Source organism: Marinomonas sp. UCMA 3892, from assembly GCF_012726345.1.
GTDB lineage: Bacteria > Pseudomonadota > Gammaproteobacteria > Pseudomonadales > Marinomonadaceae > Marinomonas.
This window is the reverse complement of the sequence record NZ_PTXN01000008.1, coordinates 124433-144356: the sequence shown is the minus strand read 5'-3', so window position 1 is coordinate 144356 and position 19924 is coordinate 124433. Positions and strand designations below refer to the sequence as shown.

The window sequence follows — 19924 nt, the reverse complement described above, 5'->3', positions numbered from 1 at the left end:
TGTTATTTTTATTGGTTTAGGCTGTTACAGCGCTTAGTTTTAAAAATCAGACCCACATTTAACTCAGCCGAGTCTACAGCGAGTCAGCTAAGCTTACTGACTCACTTACTCAGTGTTGGAGTCTTGATATTTAAAAGGCACAAATAACGTTTAGTTTTTACCGCATTACAAAGGGATTCCCCATAGGTTCACTTGAAGTACTAATCCAAGTTGTACGAACTCTTATGTAATCTTGAATCGCCTGAATACCGGCTTCACGTCCATAGCCAGATTGATTCACACCACCAAAGGGTGCAACAGGAGAAACGGCACGATAGGTATTCACCCAACATATGCCAGATTGAATTTGTTGAGAAACACGAAGCGCTCGCGCTAAATTTTCCGTGAAAACGCCTGATCCAAGACCAAACTCAGAGTCATTAGCTAATGCAACGGCTTCTTCTTCGGTATCAAAACAAGCAATAGATAGCACGGGGCCAAACAACTCAACATGTAAGGTTTCAATGTCATTTGTCGGACACTCAACAATGGTTGGGGCAAAATAATAATCTGACCCAAGTCCTTCCAAACGAGCGCCTCCCGCGAGGATCTTTCCACCCTGTTCTTTGGCTTTTTCTAAGGCGCGCTCAATGCCATCGATTTGTGCCAATGTGCAAAGCGGCCCAATATGACTGCTCGCATCAAGTGGATTACCCACCACAATAGCAGCTGTTTTTTCTAACAAACGGGCTAATATCTTAGGGTAAATATCTCGCTGAACATAAACTCGAGACCCAGCGACACAAGATTGGCCCGATGCACCAAAATTCCCTGCGATAATGCCATTGGCAGCGCTTTCAATATTGGCATCATCAAATACCAAAATTGGGGATTTGCCGCCTAACTCGAGTGAGGTCACAGCAAAGTTGTTCGCAGTATTTCGAACCACATGTTTTGCGGTTTCTGGCCCACCAGTAAAAGCAAGGCGATCAATATCGGGATGTGACGTTAACGGAATGGCGCAACCTTCTGCATCTCCGGTAATAACGGAAACAACGCCGCTGGGAAAACCCGCTTTTTCAATCAATTTGGCAAACTCCAAAATAGCAATTGGCGCTATTTCAGAAGCCTTGATAATCACGGTACAACCCGCTGCCAATGCAGGAGCAAGCTTGGTTGCAGTGAGAAACATCTGCGCATTCCAAGGAACAACCGCGGCCACAACGCCAATCGGTTCAGGCTTGGTAAAGACATGCATGTCTGGCTTATCGATAGGTAAAGTATGGCCTTCTATCTTATCTGCCAAACCTGCGTAATAACGGTAATAACTGGCAACATATTTAGCTTGGCTCTGTGTTTCTGCCGCTAATTTGCCACTGTCAGTGGTTTCAATTTCACCTAAGGCTGCTGAGTGCTGTTCTAAAAGATCTGCTAATTTATGCAGTAAGCCGCCTCGCTGTGTTGGGGTTAATCCGCCCCACTCTTTCTTCGATAGCGCTTGTCGAGCCGCTTTAACAGCGCGATCAACATCTTCCGCTTCAGCCATAGCGAAGGTTGCCCACGTTTCACCCGTTGCTGGGTTGATTGTTGCCATAGAACGAGCCTTTGCACCATCGGTCCAAACCCCATCAATGAACAACTTATAATGTGTATTTTTATTATTAGACATCATGAGCTTAATCCTCAATTAAAAGCAGGCATCACTTCATCAATAAATCGACGTAATGAGGTTTCTTTCTCTTCACGGCTCATGCCGGAATCTGACCAATACGCAAATTCATCATAGCCAAGCGCTTCATAGTGCTTAAGACGTTCAATAATCTGCTTGGACGTACCTATCATCAGATCATTTTTAATCGCTTCTTTTTTATAGAATGGATGACCGTCAATTTCTTCTTGAGTCAGCGGCTGGATCAAACCTTGGCTAATTGGGCGTTCGTTCTTGAACCAGGCACCGAAATAGCAATAGAACTCATGCAATTTGGCTGCTGCTTTGTCCGCTTCCGCGTCATTTTTTGCAACAAATGCATGCTGCAGAATCATAATTTTAGTACGACGCTCAAACTTAGCGCAGGCTTCATTGTATTTCTCGATCAAGCCTTCCACTTCTTCCAAACCTTGCCACAAAGGAGTGACCTGAACATTACAGTCATTGCTAATCGCAAATTCATGACTATTAATGTCACGGGCTGCAATCCAAATTGGCGGACCATCTTCTGTGAGCGGTTTTGGTGACGACGTGGTTTTAGGAAAATTATAGTGTTTACTATCTTGGGTATGATCGCCTTTCCACAATCCTTTAATAGCTGGCACCATTTCTCGTAAACATTCACCTGCTGCCCACGCATCCATGCCACCTGGTACCATGCGTTCATATTCAAAAGAATAAGCCCCACGCGCGATACCTAATTCAAGACGCCCTTTGGTAATAATATCCGTCATGGCCGCTTCGCCCGCCAACTTAATGGGGTGCCAATACGGCGCAACGACAGTACCTGTTCCCAAGCGAATACTTTTAGTTTGATGAGAAATATCGATCAAATTCAAAAAAGGATTGGGGGCAATAGTAAAGTCCATGCCATGATGCTCCCCAGTCCATATGGTTGTCATACCACCTTCATCAGCCATTTGGCAAAGTGATATAAATTCATCATAAAGATCTTTCTGACGTTGTTGCTCGTCGACTCGCTCCATATGAGCAAAAAGTGAAAACTTCATCTTATATCTCCTTCCAATTCGTTACCGACATATAAACGGAAAACACCATTATTCTTTTCATGAACAAATCGAGTGACCATGGATGTGATATCAGAGGAGGCAAAGTTAAGCTCTGTTAACGCATCGATTGCCACATACTCATAGCCATCCATCTCTTTTTCTTCCGTGCTCTCGGCGCGGTAGAAAGCCACAAAATTTCCTGTGATCGATTTTTCATAAACCGAAAATACCTGACCCACTTCGGCGGCAACACCCAATGAAATCAGCATGTTCTTTAGCGTTTGCAAAGAAGAAACGTCGGCTTGCATTTTACTTTGTGGCAAGCTGTAACCTTTGTCCGTTTTAGCCAACAGCAACTTGCCATTACATTCCAGCAAAGCTCCCACTTGAGCACATTGCTCATGGCTAATTTCTTCGGCTTTATGCTCCATCCCTAAACTAAAATAGCCGCCTTTTGCATAACCAAGACCGAATTTTTCATTGCTCGAAAACTGCTCAACTTTGCCCATCAGCATTAAATGATCGCCAGCTTCTATTTTTTGAAAAGAAGAACAGGAAAAATGTGCGACAGCGCCAGTTATCAGTGGTGTACCAAAGGCATCTGCCGACCATTCTACTTGTGCAAATCGATCGTCTTTTGAACCTGCAAAGGTATTCGAAGCGTGTTGCTGATCTTCTGCCAACACGCTAACAGCAAAATGATCACATGATTCAAAAATGTCGTAACTCGACAATCGTTTAGCAGGACAAACCAATAACAAAGGTGGATCCATAGAAACGGAAGTAAATGAGTTAGCCGTAAAACCCACTTTTTCACCCGTTTTGCTAACAGCCGTCACAATGGTCACGCCTGTCATAAAGGAACCGAACGCATTGCGCAGTTCACGTGCATCAAAATCACTCATAAGACATCTCCTCTGATTGACTAAAACAGCTGGACGCAAAATCAATCATCTTAGGGTTTATTTCGCTTGAATGAGTCAAAGGCGCCATATGTCTCGCATTTTCAACGATATACGACCGACCATGGGGACAAATTCTAGCCATTTCCTCCGACATCGAAGGCAGTGAGTTCGGGTCATCTCGACTCGTAATAAAGATAGCGGGCACATCAAGATGCATTAAGTCCGCTTCGTCCGGTCCATCATTTAAACAAAACACTTCATAAGCTTGCCGATAGCCATCTAAAGGCGCTTGGCTCAACCACTGGCAACATAAGTCCGCATAAATTACATCGTTACCTTGTACAGGATAGTCAAACCAACGGGCGACAGGCGCGGTGACGTTTTCTGGATTAATATCCGCTTTAATCTGCTGAACTCGCGCCAATACCGCTTTTTTAGCTTCTACAGAGCGTCGATAAACAGAATTGAGTGCTATCACTCCAGAACACAATTTTGGATAACGAATAGCGAAATTAAGCGCAATCATAGATCCCATTGAGTGACCTGCGATCACCACAGATGACTTCAACTCTGTTTTTATCCAACGAGCAATGACATCGGTATATTTAGAAATATCAGTACATTCTTTCATCAGATTACTCTCTCCATGACCAGGCATATCGACAGCATAAACGGTATAATTTTGTGACAAGGCTTCGAACTGATTAACCCAAGCCTCTAATCTCAGTCCCACACCATGAATCAACACAAGAGATGGACCTTGACCTAACTTCACATAAGATAAGCCTAACGGAGACTTAAACCGCTGCAGGGTTTTCAATATCATGACCCAGCTCCTTTAGTTCTTGGTAACGATCACCAATACGATGATGAGGTCTACCACCGGTTGCGCCACCCAATACAACCACTACTTCATCGGCACTAGGGGCATCATTAATATTGAACTGCACAGTAAGGTAATGAGAGCGTTTACCGCCGTCATTTTTGTCCATCATTGGTACAGAGATAGGCGCATTGGCTGGACCACGGGTATTCGTGAAAGATAAGAAAGATTTAGCTTCTACCGCTTCTCTATAGAAATTACCAAAGTGTAAGGTGTGAATCAGAGCGGAAGCATGCTCGATCTCGCCATTTAAACCAACCAGCGCCGACTTACCAAAGGCTTCAATCTTGTCTGCGCCACCAGCCAACTCACAGATTTTATCGGTAAGTATCTTTCCTAGCTGTGGGCCGTATTCCAGAACAATAGGTCTTAAATCTTCAACATATCTTCCTGCCCAAGGGTTTTTGATAACAGCAGCAACGGCAAACATGCGCAAAGGCTTATCTGTCTCTTTAAAACCTTCGATCAGGGTCTCTTCTTCATAGCTAACGATTTTGCGGATTTCTAAAGACATATGCTTTCCTACAATGAAATATTTATTTGTCATATGGTATACCATATGACACAATATTAAACATACTATCTTATTAGGTGCAACAATAAATGTGCTATTATCGTGAAATATTTGATTGGGACTTTATTAGAGGAAACTTGGATGCAAAAAGTTGAGCGCCCTAAAACACTGAAGGAAAACGCACTAGAGTCTTTAAGAGAAGCCATTACAAGCAACCTTTTAAAACCCGGTGACAGACTGGTTGAACGAACACTATGCGAAAGTATGGGCGTGAGCCGAACCATAGTTAGAGAATGTATTCGACACCTAGAGAGTGAAAGACTTGTCGTTGGTATACCTAATTCCGGCTTCGTGGTTGCCTCTATTAGCAACGCAGAAGTCAAAGAAATTTATGAAATTCGAACCTTGCTCGAATGTTCCGCTGTAAAAGCATGCAGCTTAAAAGCCACACCTACCGTAATTAAAAAGCTCTATGCCCTGCATGACGATATTGCGCAACATTTGCAAAACAATGATGTGAAAACCAGTCTAAAAATGACCAAGGATTTTTACGAACTCATTTTTAAAACAGCAGAAAAACACGTGTCATGGGATCTTGTTGAACAACTAAATTCGCGCATTTCACGACTAAGAGCACTCACTCTCAGCTCTACCGGACGTAAGACATCTGGTCCAAAAGATCTGTTTGATATTGTTAAAGCAATGGAAGAAAAAAATGCCGAAAAAGCAGGCGAGATTTGTACTCGTCATTTACAAGAAGCCTATGATATCGCCATGCATACTGAACAAGGAGCAACGTAATGGATAAAGCACTATTTGAACTAGGCATTAGCAAGCGCAAAGAAACCCTAGGCGCTGAATATGTTGAGAAAAACTTAGCCAAAGCAGACGCGTTTAATCGCCCTTTTCAAGAAGCCATGACGGAATGGTGTTGGGGATTTGGTTGGGGTGACGAAACCATAGACGCGAAAACCCGCTCTATGATGAATCTCTCCATGATCGCCGCACTAGGAAAAATGGAAGAATGGGAATTACACCTCAAAGGAGCCATAAATAATGGCGTCAGCGTAGAAGAAATACGCGCCATCATTCATGCGATTGCTATCTATTGTGGCGTACCACAAGGTGTGGAATGTTTCCGAATTGCACGCACGGTACTAACAGAAAAAGGCTTGCTTTAAATTCTAATAAAAATAGGAGACCTCCATATGAAGGGGTACTGGGTTGCATTTGTAAATGTTGACGATAAAGCAAAATATCAAGATTACTTAGCGCTTGCCCCTGCGGCTTTGCAAAAGTATGGAGCCAAATTACTGTCTAGGGGAGAAGACATCACAGTCATTGAAGGTTTTCCTACGACACCAGACAGAGCCGTCGTGTTTGAATTTGAAAGCTATGAAAAAGCTTTGGAGTGTTACCACTCGCCAGAATATCAAGCGGCCAAACAGCACCGCAACGATTGTGCAACCGCAAATATTCTTATTATGAATGGACTGGCTTAACTCAAGTTAAGCCCTATTCTTTTAAGTTTGGTAGAGCGTTATTTCTTCTGCTCTGCTCTACCAAACTTGTCTTTTTATCTCATTATCTAAGCAATATCCAACTTCCCCAGCCAAATAGCATCACCCTTTCCAGAACCTAAATTTCAACAAGTCATCCATTTAGAGACATCAAATTGGGTATTGCTTGGCTAAAAAAAGTCAAAAATATACTTGCATATAATATGGTATACCATATTATCATATTTATGAGGTTGTTTTTTGTTCAGTCTCACCAGGCAATCTTACTGCCCAAAAATGGTTCCACAAAAATAATAAGAGGAATATAAACAATGATTACTAAACTAAAACACTTGGCCGTCGCAGCGCTATGCAGCACAAGCGTAATCCATGCTTATGCTCAGGACTCTGTCAACTTTGTCAGTTGGGGTGGTTCCACTCAAGATGCCCAACAAGAAGCTTGGGCTCTGCCTTTTACTGGCAAAACCGGAATTAAAGTTGTTCAAGATGGACCAACCGATTACGGTAAATTGAAAGCCATGGTAGAAAGCGGCAACGTTCAATGGGACATTGTGGATGTGGAAGCCGACTTTGCCTATCGCGCAGCTGCTGAAGGACTGCTAGAACCTCTGGATTTTTCTGTCATTGATAAAACCAATATTGATCCGCGTTTCGTTTCAGAATATGGCATTGGTTCTTTTTACTTCTCATTTATTCTTGCCTACAACAAAAGCAAACTCTCATCGGCAGAGCCGCAAGATTGGAATGCTCTGTTTGATACCAAAACCTACCCAGGAAAACGCGCCTTGTATAAGTGGCCTAGCCCAGGTGTATTAGAACTGGCTTTATTAGCCGATGGCGTTTCCGCCGCTAATTTATACCCTCTTGATTTGGATCGTGCTTTTAAAAAACTTGATACCATTAAAAAAGACATCGTTTGGTGGGGCGGCGGTGCACAGTCTCAGCAACTTATCGCATCTGGCGAAGTGTCCATGGGGCAATTCTGGAATGGCCGTATCTTCTCATTGCAAGCCGATGGATTACCAATTGGCAACAGCTGGAAGCAAAATTTGGTTATGTCTGATTTCCTAGTCGTCCCAAAAGGCGCAAAAAACAAAGAAGCTGCCATGAAGTTCCTCGCATACTCATCTAGCGCTCAAGGCCAAGCAGACTTCGCCACCATCACAGCGTATTCACCTGTTAATACAAAAAGTGAAGCGTTATTAGATAAAGGCCTATCGGCTTATTTACCAACCAACTACTCAGCAGACCAAGTATCTCTTAACTATCAATACTGGGCAGAAAATGGGCCACAAATCGCCCAACGCTGGAATAACTGGTTGTTACAATAATCGGTAAATCCTCGCTCTAATTTATTGTTCTTTTGGATGGTGTTTACGCACCATCCCCTAACCTTAGGGGATTTTCACGATGCTTATGATTTCTTCGAGAAAGAAATGGAACAACGTGACGCTGTTATTTCCAATAATTCTGTTCTTGTTCCTCTTCTTTTTAATGCCCTTGGCCAGTCTGCTGCTACGCAGCTTAACCGAGCCAACTTTTGGGCTACAGAACTATGCGCAGTTATTGGCCACTTCTACTTATGTACAAGTGCTATACAACACCTTTCTTGTTGGCACTCTCGTGACGGTAATCTCTTTGCTTATTGGGTTTCCTTTGGCTTGGTGCATTACATTGATGCCAAAAGGTTGGGGGCGTTTTTTAATTAGCGTTATCTTACTTTCCATGTGGACAAGCTTACTCGCGCGGACTTATTCATGGCTGGTTTTATTGCAATCATCCGGCATAGTAAATAAGACATTAATGGCGTTGGGTATCATCGACCAACCATTGGAAATGGTGCACAACTTAACCGGCGTCATCATTGGCATGAGCTATATTATGGTGCCCTTCATTGTTCTGCCTCTACAAGCCTGCATGGCTGCCATCGATCCTATGGTATTACAAGCGGCTTCTATATGCGGAGCTTCTGCAAAAACGGTGTTTTTCCGTGTCTTTTTACCCTTGTGTAAACCCGGTCTTTTCTCTGGTGCTTTAATGGTTTTTGTAATGTCGCTAGGTTACTACGTCACGCCCGCCTTGCTTGGTGGAGTGAGCGATATGATGTTGCCTGAATTCATCGTTCAGCAAATACAGAATTTCTTAAACTGGGGCATGGCCAGTGCATCTGCGGTACTTCTGATCATGATCACACTTGTGCTGTTTTACCTCTATTTAAAAGTACAAACAGACTCACCCGTTTCTTCGAATACAGGAGCCTAGCTATGTTACTTTCTCATGGTTCACTTGGTTGGAAGCTTAAGTCCTCTCTGTACATTATTACGGGAGTGATTGCCGCCTTTTTAGCATTGCCAATATTCTTCATCATGGCCTTGTCATTCGGATCGTCTCAATGGCTTGTGTTTCCACCGCCATCTTGGACATTGAAATGGTACGAGCGATTCTTTGATAATCCTCAATGGATGGAGTCGGCTATGACCAGCTTACAAGTTGCGAGCCTGACTTCCATCATTGCGACACTGCTTGCCATTCCCGCCTCCTTTGCTTTGGTTCGAGGTAAATTTCGCGGAAGAGACTATTTATATACCTTCTTCACGCTCCCTATGGTTGTGCCTGTGGTAATCATTGCCGTTGCCGTCTATGGAACATTTCTGAATTTAGGTCTTACTGGCACCTTATTCGCCTTTGTGACCAGTCATGTCATCATAGCGCTGCCCTTCGCTATTATCTCAATCATCAATTCACTTCGACTGTTTGATAAATCCATCGAAGACGCAGCCGTCATCTGTGGCGCACATCGCATTCAAGCCATCCTAAAAGTGACCTTTCCTGTGATAAAACCTGGGGTGATTTCCGCGGCCTTGTTCTCATTTTTAGTGTCATGGGATGAAGTGGTGATTAGCGTGATGATGGCCAGTCCGAATTTACAAACATTGCCAGTGAAAATGTGGTCGACCCTTCGACAGGATCTCACCCCTGTTATTGCCGTTGCATCCACACTACTGATTCTACTTTCATTGTTCATCATGATTATTGCCAGCTTTGTTCGTAAACAAAGTAATCATCGTTAGGAGACATATTATGAGCGTTCAGACACATTCAATGACCCAATCCCCTCTAGTTTGTTTACGAGAATTAAATAAAGAATATGGTAAATTTACGGCGGTGGATCACATTAACCTAGAGATTAAAAAAGGCGAGTTTTTAACCTTTTTAGGCTCCAGCGGATCGGGCAAAAGCACAACCCTTTCGATGATTGCTGGCTTCGAAACGCCAACTTCAGGTGAAATCTTATTAAATGATTCTTCCCTAATAAACATTCCCTCCCACAAACGTGGTATTGGCATGGTCTTTCAGCACTATTCATTGTTCCCCCACATGACAGTGCGAGACAACATCGGCTTCCCGCTTGATATTCGTAAAGTCGCAAAACCAGAACGCGACAAAAAAGTTGATGACATACTCAAACTTGTACAACTGGAAGCCTTCGCAGATCGTCGTCCTTCCATGTTATCTGGTGGTCAAAAACAACGAGTCGCCATTGCAAGAGCCTTGGTTTATGAACCAGAAATCCTTCTCATGGATGAACCCTTAGGAGCCTTGGATAAAAAACTTAGAGAAGACCTACAAGATGAACTTCGCTTGCTTCATAAACGACTCGGTATCACCATAGTCTACGTAACACACGACCAAGATGAAGCCATGCGATTGTCTGAGCGAATTGCCATTTTTAAAGAAGGCGAAATTGTTGGCTTAGGTACAGGCAAAGACCTCTACCGCAAACCACCTAATGCCTTTGTAGCTTCTTTTTTAGGAAATTCAAACTTCTTAAAAGTAGAAGTAACGGGAAGCGACTCCGCAATACTTGATAGACAAACCATCATAGTGGACGATCAACATGAAGCACCGATCAACCAAAAAGCGGTACTAATGATTCGACCAGAAAACCTACAAATACTCACCCCAGAACAAGCGGAAAACCAGCCTTTAATGGCGGGATTTAACCAGATATCAGGCGTAGTAAACGAATCGGTTTTTCTGGGAGAAAGTCTAACGTGCAGTGTCACCGTCTCTTCTGGTGAAAAAATCATCAGTAAAAACATCGCCACGGAACAGCCTGATCTAGCACCAGGTTCCACCGTATTAGTGCGATGGAACAGCAAACACAGCTCACTCTATTCCAAATGGGAACAAAGCGACATCAACAAAAATGCCGCCTAACCCACCGCTATAATCACATGATCCACGGATGGATCTTTCCCCACACACGCTATCTGCCCGTAACGCACCACCGCGACCCAACCGCCGTCGCTAGTGCGCTACAAACCCTCGTATGGCGTGCCTTATAATCCTTTCACACGCAAAAAAAATGTCGTTCTCGCTTTTTATGAAAACGGCATATTGGCAGCAAATGCAATAATGAAGATATACTTAAAATAGAAATTTAATATTAATACTTTTCAGGTTGTCAATTGACAACCTTCTATTTCACGCACTAAACTCCAACTTATTGATGGATACTTAATGAGCAAACGGAAGAAACACCCTGATAAGGATATTGAAGCAGCAGTTGCCTACGCTGAAAGTAAAAAATGGACATTCAAGGATGCAGGGAAAAGTGCTCATGCATGGGGAATGTTAAAATGCCCAAAAAATAAAAAAGATTGTCGCTGCGGAGAGTTCTGTATTACTAGTATCTGGAGCACACCGAAAAATCCTAAAAATCATGCAAAGCAAATTGTTAGGATTGTCGATAACTGTATTTATAAAGATAAAGAAAGCGGAAATTAAGCCATGAAAGAGTATGAATTCACTTTGAAATTTGCATTACCTGATGCTGATGCAAATCCACAAACCTACATAGATAATTTGATGGAAGCTGGATGTGATGATGCTTTAATTGGCCTAGGTACAAATGGCCGAATCGCTTTAGACTTTATTAGAGAGGCCGAAAGTGCGATGGAAGCAATCCTTTCTGCGATTAGTGATGTGCAAAAAGCCATTCCAAAAGCCACTCTAATAGAATGTGGCCCAGACCTTGTAGGTGTAAGCGGAATTGCATCTATTTTTAAAGTGAGCCGCCAAGCCATTCAGAAAATGGTTAAAAACTTTTCAGATACCTTTCCTGCTCCCGTCCATTCAGGAACAACTCAAATTTGGCATTTAATAAAAATCTTAAAGTGGAGTAATCTGCATGCGCAAAAGCATGTTTTTGATGAAACACTTTTTGAAATTGCTTCTGCTTCTAGAGAAGTGAATGTTTATAAGGAAATAAGTGAGCTTGAAAGACCTGCACCTAAAAGTATTACAAGGGTTTTCCCAAAAACTGAACGAATTTTAGAACTGCATTAATTTTTTGGGTAAAAATCGACGTATGGGAAGCCTTGGTTTATAACGATTCCGCCTGCCCCGATGACAAGCCCAAATGCGGTCTAGTACAAATGCTCTAAATGCTCTATCTAGACGATGTAAGACACATTGACCAGGCAAACCGAGGCAAAAGCAAAGGCGATGCGTGGGACAGAGAAGACGTCTGGCCAAATCGCCCGTATGGTCTTCTACATGGCCACCCACTACGAAATAGGCGACAACGCCTCACCAGAAAACATGCCAGACCTACGCATTGTCAAAGGTAACGAAAAGCAAAGCGGCCAACCAACCATAGGCGACCTTTGCACGCTGGTGAAATGGAATGAAGAGTTTGCCGTTACCGACTTTGAAAAACGCCGTAACGACAGAGTACAAGAACTACAAGGCAACCGTAATCCGTTTATCGATCATCCTGAGTTTGTGGATTCGATATGGGCTAATAAGTGCTAAAAATTCGCTTGAAAATTAACGGGATGAACATTCGCTAAATTTAGATGTTGCTTAGCCTGCCAAAGATCGTAGGCATCTTGCATGGCCAACCAACTCTCTGGCGTTCTGCCAAGCGCTTTAGATAAACGCAATGCCATTTCAGGCGAGACAGCGCTCTGCCCTTTCAGCACACGACTTAATGTGGACGAGGCAACATCCAATTGCTTAGCCAAAAAGCGGCAACTCAAACCCGCTGGTTCAAGATAAACATCGTAAATAAATTCGCCTGGGTGCGGAGGGTTGTGCATATTCATTAGTGATAATCCTCATAGTTGAGAATGTAAGCATTACCATCAATAAACTCGAAAGTAATACGCCAATTCCCGTTCACGGTAATAGACCAAATACCATCTCGATTGCCCTTCAAAGGGTGCAAGTTGAAGCCAGGTAAATTGATATCATCAATCTCATGGGCGGTATCAATGGCAGCAAGTTGCATACGTATTTTACGCTGATGCTTTGCTTGAATACCGGAAACGCTTCCTGTTTCGAAGTATTTCTTAAGGCCTTTGTGTTTGAATGTTTTGATCATAAAAGAAGTGTAGCGTGGTGCGCATCAACAATCAATACAAAGCCCACATCGTGAAGTGGGCTTAATGCGCCATCACCTCAAAATTGAGCGCGTTAAATTCATGACTGCAATCTAAGCTTTCAATCTTACGTAGAACGTTTCTAAGATGCTTGCCAATTCCCCAACCACCTCAAAATTGAGGGCGTTAAATAACCAAATAAAGAATGACAATGACCGCCCCCTCAAAAATGAGGTGGCGGTAACTCAACCGCTTAAAAACGATTTATCAATTAGAAGTCCGTAAAGTTGCGTTTGGCGAGTTCTTTGACGCGGGTGATGTTGTCGTTTACCCAGTCTGGTGTGCGGAGTTGGGCGATTTGGGTTTGGTACATGCGGACGGCTTGGATTAGGTCGACGAGTTCTTTAGAAGGGATGACGACGGGGTTGCTTTCCAGTTTCAGGGATTTAATCATGTCGTTGAGGACTTGGTACTTTTCTGTTTCTTGGAAGCTGGTTTCGAGGGTTGCCGTGTTGGGCGTGGTGGCGGGAAGGTGTTTTTGCTCGTGGAGTTGTTTTTCGCAGTCCATAAAATAGCGACGGGCTTGCTTGCCCTTATCATTCAGCTCAACCATGGCCAGTTCTTTTGCCATATCTAGGGTGACAAAATACTCTTTTGTTGCACCACGATTCCCGCTCCCCCATTTGGGGGACTGGGAAATAATGGTGTAATCTTCACCCAATTCAAAGCCATATCGATTGATGCGAGCTTTTATCCAAGTATTGAAGTCACGGCCTACTTCTAGGAATGAGTGAAGTTCACGGGCGTTTACAGTATCAAGAGTTTGCTCGTTGATAGAGCGAGTGTGAAGCGGAATCAGTTGCATAGCCATGTTTGGCCTCCTGTGAGTCAATTTGACCACTTTATTGAGGTGAGATGCTCAATAAGGTGGTGGGTCTAAATCAGGATCTCACTACCGCCCACAGGAACGGCCCAGCCGAAGCTGGCCCAAAAAAGACCCACCATAACAGGCGAATCTCGGCCACAAAAAAACACGCGGTGCGTGTTTTAGGCCGCTGTGGAAATAGATACGGGGTGAGATTCCCGGCACTGGATTTTGCCAGTGCAAGGAGAATGTTAGATCAAGATGCGAGTGGGGTCAATGGTGCTTATTGGTTTTTTAATTTTCGAAAATATTGATACTCTTTGAACCAATCTTTACAACCAGTTGTAAGGTGTCTTGTACGATTTAATTCCAGCTCAAATTGGTCATTGTTAGTGGTGTTTGATAGCATTTCAATAAGTTGCGGTACACTAAAAAACCTACAATTAAAAAAGGGGCTCCCTCCTCCACAATATAAATTAGCGAAGATATCAGTTCGATATTGATTATGAAGTTCAGTAAGGTGTTTATTTATTTTTTTATCTTCCTCTACATTACCGCTATCAATTTTAGCATTTATTAAACTGTTAAGTATTTGGTGTATAAAAGCACCATCTTGAATCCCAAAAAAACCAAACAGGGATAATGCTACACGCTCAACTTTTCTGCCTAATAATTCTATTATTGAACCATCATCAAACTCAATTTTTCCATTTCGTCTTAGCATATATTCATGGCAACCTGTTTGAGCCAATGCATGAAGAAAAGACTGTGACAAGTCAATTATTGATTTTAATGTATCACCAGCTCTTGCATCAGAAGTAAGAGTTTTTCTCTTTAGCTCAATAATTATAATTGCATCATCAGTTTCTATAATGAAATCACATTCACGTTTTTGGCTTTGAATGCACAGCTCTTTCGATACAATTTTCGGAACTTTATACTCCTTATTTGAGTGAAACTTCACTCCGCTTCGCTCAAACAGCTTTTCAACCATTTCCTCTGCTATTTTACCTATTAAGTTTCCATCTGCTCCATTCCTTTTGCACAGTTCTAATAGGCAGTTATAAAAACCATAATTACATATAATAGGGTTTACATATACGTATTTACTATCAACCTTTAAAAAAGGCTTTTCAAAATAATTTCGTTTCGATATGTCATCCGGCTTCAAATATGAAGCATTGATTTCATTTATCTGGAATGACATAAATAAAAAAGCATCTTCAATATCTTTCATAAGATACTTGTAATTCAAGGCATGGAAAAAATCATCTACTGAAAACACTAATGGTTCATTATGTTTGGCTTTATATGACACCCATTGCAATATATCTATATAAACTTTTAAGTTAAGACTCAGGGAACCAATTAATGAAGATGTAAACATACCTTCAATCATGTCGATGATGTGCTCTGATTTAATTTGGTCTATTGAAAAGTATTGATCATAAAGAATATGCTTCTGTATGGCAGGTAAAATAGTGTCATGCCTATGATTTACATCACTGAATTTATTGAATGTTTGCAAATTTTTAATACAAAAATAATGCTTTGATAGCTCAATACATTCAAGAAATAATTTATCAGGTCTTTTGATCTTCTTAACATTATGTAAGTTAGCCAAGCTCACATTAAACAAGTAACCCCATGGTATATCAGCACTGTACTCCTGAACATGAGAGGGTTCAGGCCGCAAGAAATAGCGTTTAGAATCATAATTATAGTGTTGTGAAATACATTCTAGAGTTAAACATATTGCGTGATATCCAATTCTTTTGAATCTATAGCTAATTGCTGATAGTAACCTCTTTTCAGACTCATCGCTTACGATAATTTTTCCAGCCTCAATCTTGGTATTGTAGCCATTCTTATTTAAAAAAATTATGGATTTTGAAATTAATTTCTTTTCTTTATAACAATCCAAATGATAATCATCAATAATATGATTAGAAATAGATAAGTATGCTTCTAGGTAGTCTCTAGCTAAACACCATGATTCTTGGGTAGCAGAATAAGACTCCAAGCGATTAATAACGAATCTAATAAATCCTATAAATTTAATTACATTCTTGCACTCAAGCTCTCCTGATGAAAAATATCTTATCGCTAGATGATCTTGCACCTTTTCAAAATCTACCTGACTAAGCTCATCTCCGTATAGAGTTTCTTTAATTTTTTCCAGTAGGTAATTTTGCACTTCACTCGTTGTTTTATGAGATCTAAATTCATAACCGAACACTTCAGCAACATCTATGTAATTATTATAACGATCAAAATCCATCGACCATGTACTATCATTACTCTCTAGAAACTCTAATACTGATTCCATTCTTCAACCTTAGGAAAGCAGAAAGCCTAACAGCTTAATAATGCGTAATTGCGTTTATATACTTATCCAAAGAATTTAACTTCGATTCTATAAATTCTTATCTATTTACTCTAAAAACCTTTTTTATTTTTAACCAGAAAAATGAGCATAGACGCTATTTTTAGACAAAGCGAGCCAATATTCGGGAACTTAAACCACCTCACTAGCCACTACGGAACACCGATACCCTGCTTTGCTGTCGCCTCGTGCGGTGATTTTGTCGATGGACCAGTTGCCTTTCATTTCGGGTGGGAAGGTGTCGTTTAGGGTGAGGATGCCTTCTGCGACGAGTTGGGTTGCCCGTATCTAGTCAATAAGAGCGTCGAGTGTAGCGCTGGTGCCTTGGCGTTGGCTTTCACCTCCAACCTTACTTAGCGATTGCCAACATGCCTACTTAGCACTTTTTAAAATTGTATGTTGTCAGGCTTACTGGCTGCACTTACTACTCAAAATTATCCGTATCTAATAGCTAAGTTACCCTATAGGAGAATAACCTCCAAAAAATAGGAGTAATTTATGGAAAATAATTTAATTGAGTTAATTTTGGATTCATTGTGTGAAGTAGATCCTAGTGGAATTATCAAGTTCGTAAGATTAATGTTACAACTATTTAGATACTATAAAACCTTTCACCTAAATTATTTAATCCCATTTGATATTAAAATCATCAACAGCATCAAGATACTAGTTGTTTACTCAATAAAAATTTGTAAATCCCATTTCTAACGACGCCCATCTAATACAGTTTTCTAGGTCTGTAACCTGCAAAAACACCTACACCACTTCACTCGCCACTACGGTACACCTATACCCTGCTTTGCTGTCGCCTCGTGCGGTGACTTTGTCGATGGACCAGTTGCCTTTCATTTCGGGTGGGAAGGTGTCGTTTAGGGTGAGGATGCCTTCTGCGACGAGTTTGGGGTTGCCCGTACCTAGTCATGGTGCCTTGGCGTTGGCTTTTGATGAGGTCGTCTTGGCAGGCTTGTTGGGCGGTGGTTGGGTTGTCGTAGCTTTGGCGTAGTTTTTTATACGGTGCGGTGCCGACGTGTACGGTGTGCTCTTCCCCTGTGTTGTTGTTTGTCCAGTTGGCTTTGACGCCGGTGATGGCGCTTCGGCTGGGTCGGTCGAGTTGGCAGTTGATAAATTGGCCTTCGCTTGGTTTATTCTGGCTCGGTACGCCCACGACGACGGGGGGCATGGTTTGCCCTGTGATGGTCTTCACTTGGCCCCGTTTGGCGAGGACGTAAAGCTCGTTGACGGGTTTGGCGATGGCGTCCCGTTCCCGTGCGATGCGGGTTAAGAAGGCGCTGTCGGTTTCGTCGGTTTGGTCCATGTGCTCGAGGACGACGCTTTCAAATTCTTTGGCCACCCGTGGGCTGAATCCGTGGGGCGTGACGATTTGGCGGAACAGATCGGCAAGGCTGACGTTTTCGAAGGTGCGTGTGCGGCGCTCTTTAAAGCCGGTTTTGTCTTCTACCTGAAACGGTGCGGCGGTGGCCACGATGGTGACGCTGGGCGGAAACAGTTTCGGCACGATGCGGGTGATTTTGAACTGGCCTTTGTCGATGAGGTTGTCGCCGTAGCCTTCTTGCCACATTAGCACCGCGCCCTCTTTCGGCAAGCCTGTTTGCCCTGTGGTGTCGATGTGCAAGGTGAGTTGGTCGCTTTGCGTCCCTGCGGCGTCGATGCGCTCCCACGAGGTCAGGCGGTTATTGATGATGCGCTCGCCTGCTCCGCTCACGCGCACTCTTGGCAAGTAGTTGGATGGATTGTCTAGTCCCATAGGTTGGTTACCGTCTCGGCTGCTTTGTTTGGCAAGGTGGGGATTTCAATAACAACGCCAGCGGGAAGCACTGGCCCGTAGGCTTCTAAGCCGGGGGTTGAGTTCAAACAAGGCTTCTTCCGCTTGGTCGTCGTTGCGTTTTAGGGCGATCCACAGAATGTTGGATATGGTGTCGCCGTCGCGGCTACGGATGGTTGTCATTGGCGTACTCTTCTAGCTCTAGGGTGAAAGCGAGGACGAAGGCCGTGCCGTCGTCGATGATCTTGTCTTGCTTCTCTTGCAAGCGTTTGATGGTCCACTGGCCTAAGTTATTGCCGTAGCCATCGGCCAGCACCAAGGGCGCTCGCTGGTTTTGTAAGGCGCGTAAAGCGTTGAGATTCGCCATGCCATCACCTTGAAACCATGTGCCTGTGACGGTGATGTTTTCCAATTGTTGGCCCGTGTTTTGGCTCATGGGCTTTTGACCGTAACGCGCCACCGCGACCCAACCGCCGTCGCTAGTGCGCTGCAAACCCTCGTATGGCGTGCCTTCGCTCAGCGAAAACACAAAACCACCGAGCGACATCATCTGACGCATAAATACTCCTTAGATAAAAATGGAAGGACAGAAACGAAAAAGCCCATCAGGGATGGGCTTGAATTAGGTTTTTTGTAACTAGCTATAGTATGGGCAAGCCCATATTTGTTAGTATCAGACTATTATTAATGATTAGAAAACAAACAACTCAGGAAGAACAATGGCACAGCCCGAATTAGCAGCAAACGCCCTCATGGATGATATAATGGTTCAATGCGAGCGATTTTATTTTAAATTGGGACCATTTAGTGGTTTAGGCGAATTTGAAAAAGCCCGTATTGAGCGAGACATACGAGTCAAGATTGATGACTTAAGCAAGCTGTCTAAAGGGCTTGGCCATGCAGCTATGATGTGTTTAGAAGCATCATTAGGCAACGAGAAAGCAATGACTAGTGCCCACAATCAATCACTTAACTACATTGATGAGCAAGCTGTTTATCTTAATTATGCTGGTCGGCTAAACTTAATAGGACACACAAAAAAGGCGATACAAGCACTAGAAACATACCTAGAAACCAATAGCCCTTCTTTGAAAATCATTTGGTTATTGAGCGTGCTTTATAGAGCTATTGGTTTATTTTCAGAGGACGCAAAACTCATGAAAACCTATTCTAAACTTAAAGATTCTAAAATCGATGCTCACCTACCAATTACTATCGGGTTCGATGAATATCTTACAGAACATGGTATTACCCAAGAAGAGTCTGAATACTATTTCACTCTTGTAAATAATTTTTTTCACTCTAACCGCATAAAAGAATACCAATTTTCGCGCAGCATAATGGAGGATGATGAAGGTGAAAACTGGATTTCGACTGAATTTCATATTCAGGATGATTTAAGCTCAGATCAGATCCATTCAATGAACATGGGGTTATTAAAGCTATTAGCTAAAAGCGATATTTCAGATAAAGCCTTTGACCATTTTGTCACCAGCATTTACTAAGGAAGCCACCACATGGATGCGGCGATCACTGAACTACTTTCTTTCTCTGAATACGCACTTGATCAACATACAAATTCAGGCGTACATAGCAATCAGTATTTAAGAACCAGCCTGCATAAAGCCTACTACGCGGCTTACAACACTTGCCAACCCATTGCTTCAAAGCTTCCTGAGCCAGCTAGAAAGTCTGGAGTTCACCAGACCGTCATTAACACTTTTAAAGAAGCGGCTACAAACTACAACCCTGAGCAAAAAGAACAGCTAAGACTCTTAGCCCAACTTCTAGCACAAGCGAAAAAATCCCGAACGAAAGCGGATTACAAATTACTTATTTCAGTGAATGAATCTGAAACGAAAGAACAACTCCGAGTTGCCAAAGAAATCATCGAACTCAGTAAAGCCATTGATGGCTTTGTGTCTCTAAACTAGATCAGACAACAAAAAGCCCACAATCGTGGGCTTCTTAGTATAGAAGCA

General features: G+C 42.6%; 24 protein-coding genes. 12 read left to right on the top strand and 12 right to left on the bottom strand.

Translation table 11 applies throughout. The features are described from left to right. Positions 1-157 precede the first annotated feature (157 nt). Genes B6N13_RS12810 through B6N13_RS12790 form a run of 5 tightly spaced genes read right to left on the bottom strand, consistent with a single transcriptional unit; the run spans position 158 to position 4999 of the window. Positions 158-1651 (bottom strand): aldehyde dehydrogenase, encoded by a 1494-nt coding sequence (locus B6N13_RS12810; protein ID WP_248280324.1) that lies wholly within the window; start codon positions 1649-1651, stop codon positions 158-160. A gap of 11 nt (positions 1652-1662) precedes the next feature. Continuing rightward, on the bottom strand, positions 1663-2697 hold the full coding sequence (locus B6N13_RS12805) for an LLM class flavin-dependent oxidoreductase (protein ID WP_012070177.1): 1035 nt from the start codon (positions 2695-2697) through the stop codon (positions 1663-1665). Further along, the gene (locus B6N13_RS12800) at positions 2694-3602 is read right to left on the bottom strand and encodes a flavin reductase family protein (RefSeq protein ID WP_169459552.1); all 909 of its coding nucleotides are present in this window, start codon (positions 3600-3602) and stop codon (positions 2694-2696) included. The genes B6N13_RS12805 and B6N13_RS12800 overlap by 4 nt, the downstream gene beginning before the upstream one ends. Next, complete coding sequence (locus B6N13_RS12795; RefSeq protein WP_012070179.1) at positions 3595-4428, bottom strand: alpha/beta hydrolase; 834 nt, start codon at positions 4426-4428, stop codon at positions 3595-3597. The genes B6N13_RS12800 and B6N13_RS12795 overlap by 8 nt, the downstream gene beginning before the upstream one ends. Continuing rightward, positions 4400-4999: an amino acid synthesis family protein gene (locus B6N13_RS12790; protein ID WP_169459551.1), complete on the bottom strand. Its 600-nt coding sequence runs from the start codon at positions 4997-4999 to the stop codon at positions 4400-4402. The genes B6N13_RS12795 and B6N13_RS12790 overlap by 29 nt, the downstream gene beginning before the upstream one ends. A gap of 141 nt (positions 5000-5140) precedes the next feature. On the opposite strand from B6N13_RS12790, the gene B6N13_RS12785 reads away from it, so the two are divergent. The 10 genes from B6N13_RS12785 (at position 5141) to B6N13_RS12740 (ending at position 12339) form a co-directional block, all read left to right on the top strand. Continuing rightward, complete coding sequence (locus B6N13_RS12785; RefSeq protein WP_169459550.1) at positions 5141-5800, top strand: GntR family transcriptional regulator; 660 nt, start codon at positions 5141-5143, stop codon at positions 5798-5800. Then, complete coding sequence (locus B6N13_RS12780) at positions 5800-6180, top strand: carboxymuconolactone decarboxylase family protein (protein ID WP_169459549.1); 381 nt, start codon at positions 5800-5802, stop codon at positions 6178-6180. Before B6N13_RS12785 ends, B6N13_RS12780 begins: the two co-directional genes overlap by 1 nt. 27 nt (positions 6181-6207) lie before the next feature. After that, positions 6208-6501: a DUF1330 domain-containing protein gene (locus B6N13_RS12775; protein WP_012070183.1), complete on the top strand. Its 294-nt coding sequence runs from the start codon at positions 6208-6210 to the stop codon at positions 6499-6501. Between the two features lie 329 nt (positions 6502-6830). After that, positions 6831-7850 carry an ABC transporter substrate-binding protein gene (locus B6N13_RS12770; RefSeq protein ID WP_169459548.1) on the top strand — a complete coding sequence of 340 codons (1020 nt, stop codon included), beginning with the start codon at positions 6831-6833 and terminating at the stop codon, positions 7848-7850. Positions 7851-7929: 79 nt separating this feature from the next. After that, complete coding sequence (locus B6N13_RS12765) at positions 7930-8781, top strand: ABC transporter permease (protein WP_169459547.1); 852 nt, start codon at positions 7930-7932, stop codon at positions 8779-8781. Positions 8782-8783: 2 nt separating this feature from the next. Next, positions 8784-9590, top strand: coding sequence for an ABC transporter permease (locus tag B6N13_RS12760; protein ID WP_012070186.1), 807 nt, complete (start codon positions 8784-8786; stop codon positions 9588-9590). A 10-nt stretch (positions 9591-9600) separates the two neighbouring features. Beyond that, on the top strand, positions 9601-10740 hold the full coding sequence (locus B6N13_RS12755) for an ABC transporter ATP-binding protein (protein WP_012070187.1): 1140 nt from the start codon (positions 9601-9603) through the stop codon (positions 10738-10740). Positions 10741-11043: 303 nt separating this feature from the next. After that, positions 11044-11310 carry a hypothetical protein gene (locus B6N13_RS12750; protein ID WP_169459546.1) on the top strand — a complete coding sequence of 89 codons (267 nt, stop codon included), beginning with the start codon at positions 11044-11046 and terminating at the stop codon, positions 11308-11310. 3 nt (positions 11311-11313) lie between these two features. Further along, entirely contained in the window at positions 11314-11871 is a 558-nt protein-coding gene (locus tag B6N13_RS12745) for a DNA-binding protein (RefSeq protein WP_169459545.1), read from the top strand. Positions 11872-12030: 159 nt separating this feature from the next. Next, positions 12031-12339, top strand: a complete 309-nt coding sequence (locus B6N13_RS12740) for an endonuclease (RefSeq protein WP_248280323.1) — start codon at positions 12031-12033, stop codon at positions 12337-12339. On the opposite strand, the gene B6N13_RS12735 is transcribed toward B6N13_RS12740, so the two are convergent. The 7 genes from B6N13_RS12735 to B6N13_RS12705 form a co-directional block, all read right to left on the bottom strand. Beyond that, a complete protein-coding gene (locus B6N13_RS12735) occupies positions 12336-12632 on the bottom strand; it encodes a HigA family addiction module antitoxin (protein ID WP_169459544.1) in 297 nt (98 codons plus the stop codon). The two genes, B6N13_RS12740 and B6N13_RS12735, sit on opposite strands and share 4 nt — an antisense overlap. Further along, positions 12632-12910: a type II toxin-antitoxin system RelE/ParE family toxin gene (locus tag B6N13_RS12730; RefSeq protein ID WP_169459543.1), complete on the bottom strand. Its 279-nt coding sequence runs from the start codon at positions 12908-12910 to the stop codon at positions 12632-12634. The genes B6N13_RS12735 and B6N13_RS12730 overlap by 1 nt, the downstream gene beginning before the upstream one ends. Before the next feature lie 269 nt (positions 12911-13179). Next, positions 13180-13779, bottom strand: coding sequence for an antA/AntB antirepressor family protein (locus tag B6N13_RS12725; RefSeq protein ID WP_211172858.1), 600 nt, complete (start codon positions 13777-13779; stop codon positions 13180-13182). Positions 13780-14056: 277 nt separating this feature from the next. Continuing rightward, positions 14057-16102, bottom strand: coding sequence for a hypothetical protein (locus B6N13_RS12720; protein ID WP_169459542.1), 2046 nt, complete (start codon positions 16100-16102; stop codon positions 14057-14059). Between the two features lie 844 nt (positions 16103-16946). Further along, on the bottom strand, positions 16947-17882 hold the full coding sequence (locus B6N13_RS12715; RefSeq protein WP_348981545.1) for a phage late control D family protein: 936 nt from the start codon (positions 17880-17882) through the stop codon (positions 16947-16949). 32 nt (positions 17883-17914) lie between these two features. Further along, on the bottom strand, positions 17915-18031 hold the full coding sequence (locus B6N13_RS23405; protein ID WP_248280322.1) for a tail protein X: 117 nt from the start codon (positions 18029-18031) through the stop codon (positions 17915-17917). Between the two features lie 77 nt (positions 18032-18108). Beyond that, positions 18109-18501 (bottom strand): phage tail protein, encoded by a 393-nt coding sequence (locus tag B6N13_RS12705; RefSeq protein ID WP_024022801.1) that lies wholly within the window; start codon positions 18499-18501, stop codon positions 18109-18111. 160 nt (positions 18502-18661) lie between these two features. Here B6N13_RS12705 and B6N13_RS12700 point away from each other — a divergent pair, with 160 nt between their 5' ends. Both B6N13_RS12700 and B6N13_RS12695 read left to right on the top strand, forming a co-directional pair. After that, positions 18662-19447, top strand: coding sequence for a hypothetical protein (locus B6N13_RS12700; protein WP_169459541.1), 786 nt, complete (start codon positions 18662-18664; stop codon positions 19445-19447). A 12-nt stretch (positions 19448-19459) separates the two neighbouring features. Then, entirely contained in the window at positions 19460-19876 is a 417-nt protein-coding gene (locus tag B6N13_RS12695) for a hypothetical protein (RefSeq protein WP_169459540.1), read from the top strand. Positions 19877-19924 lie beyond the last annotated feature (48 nt).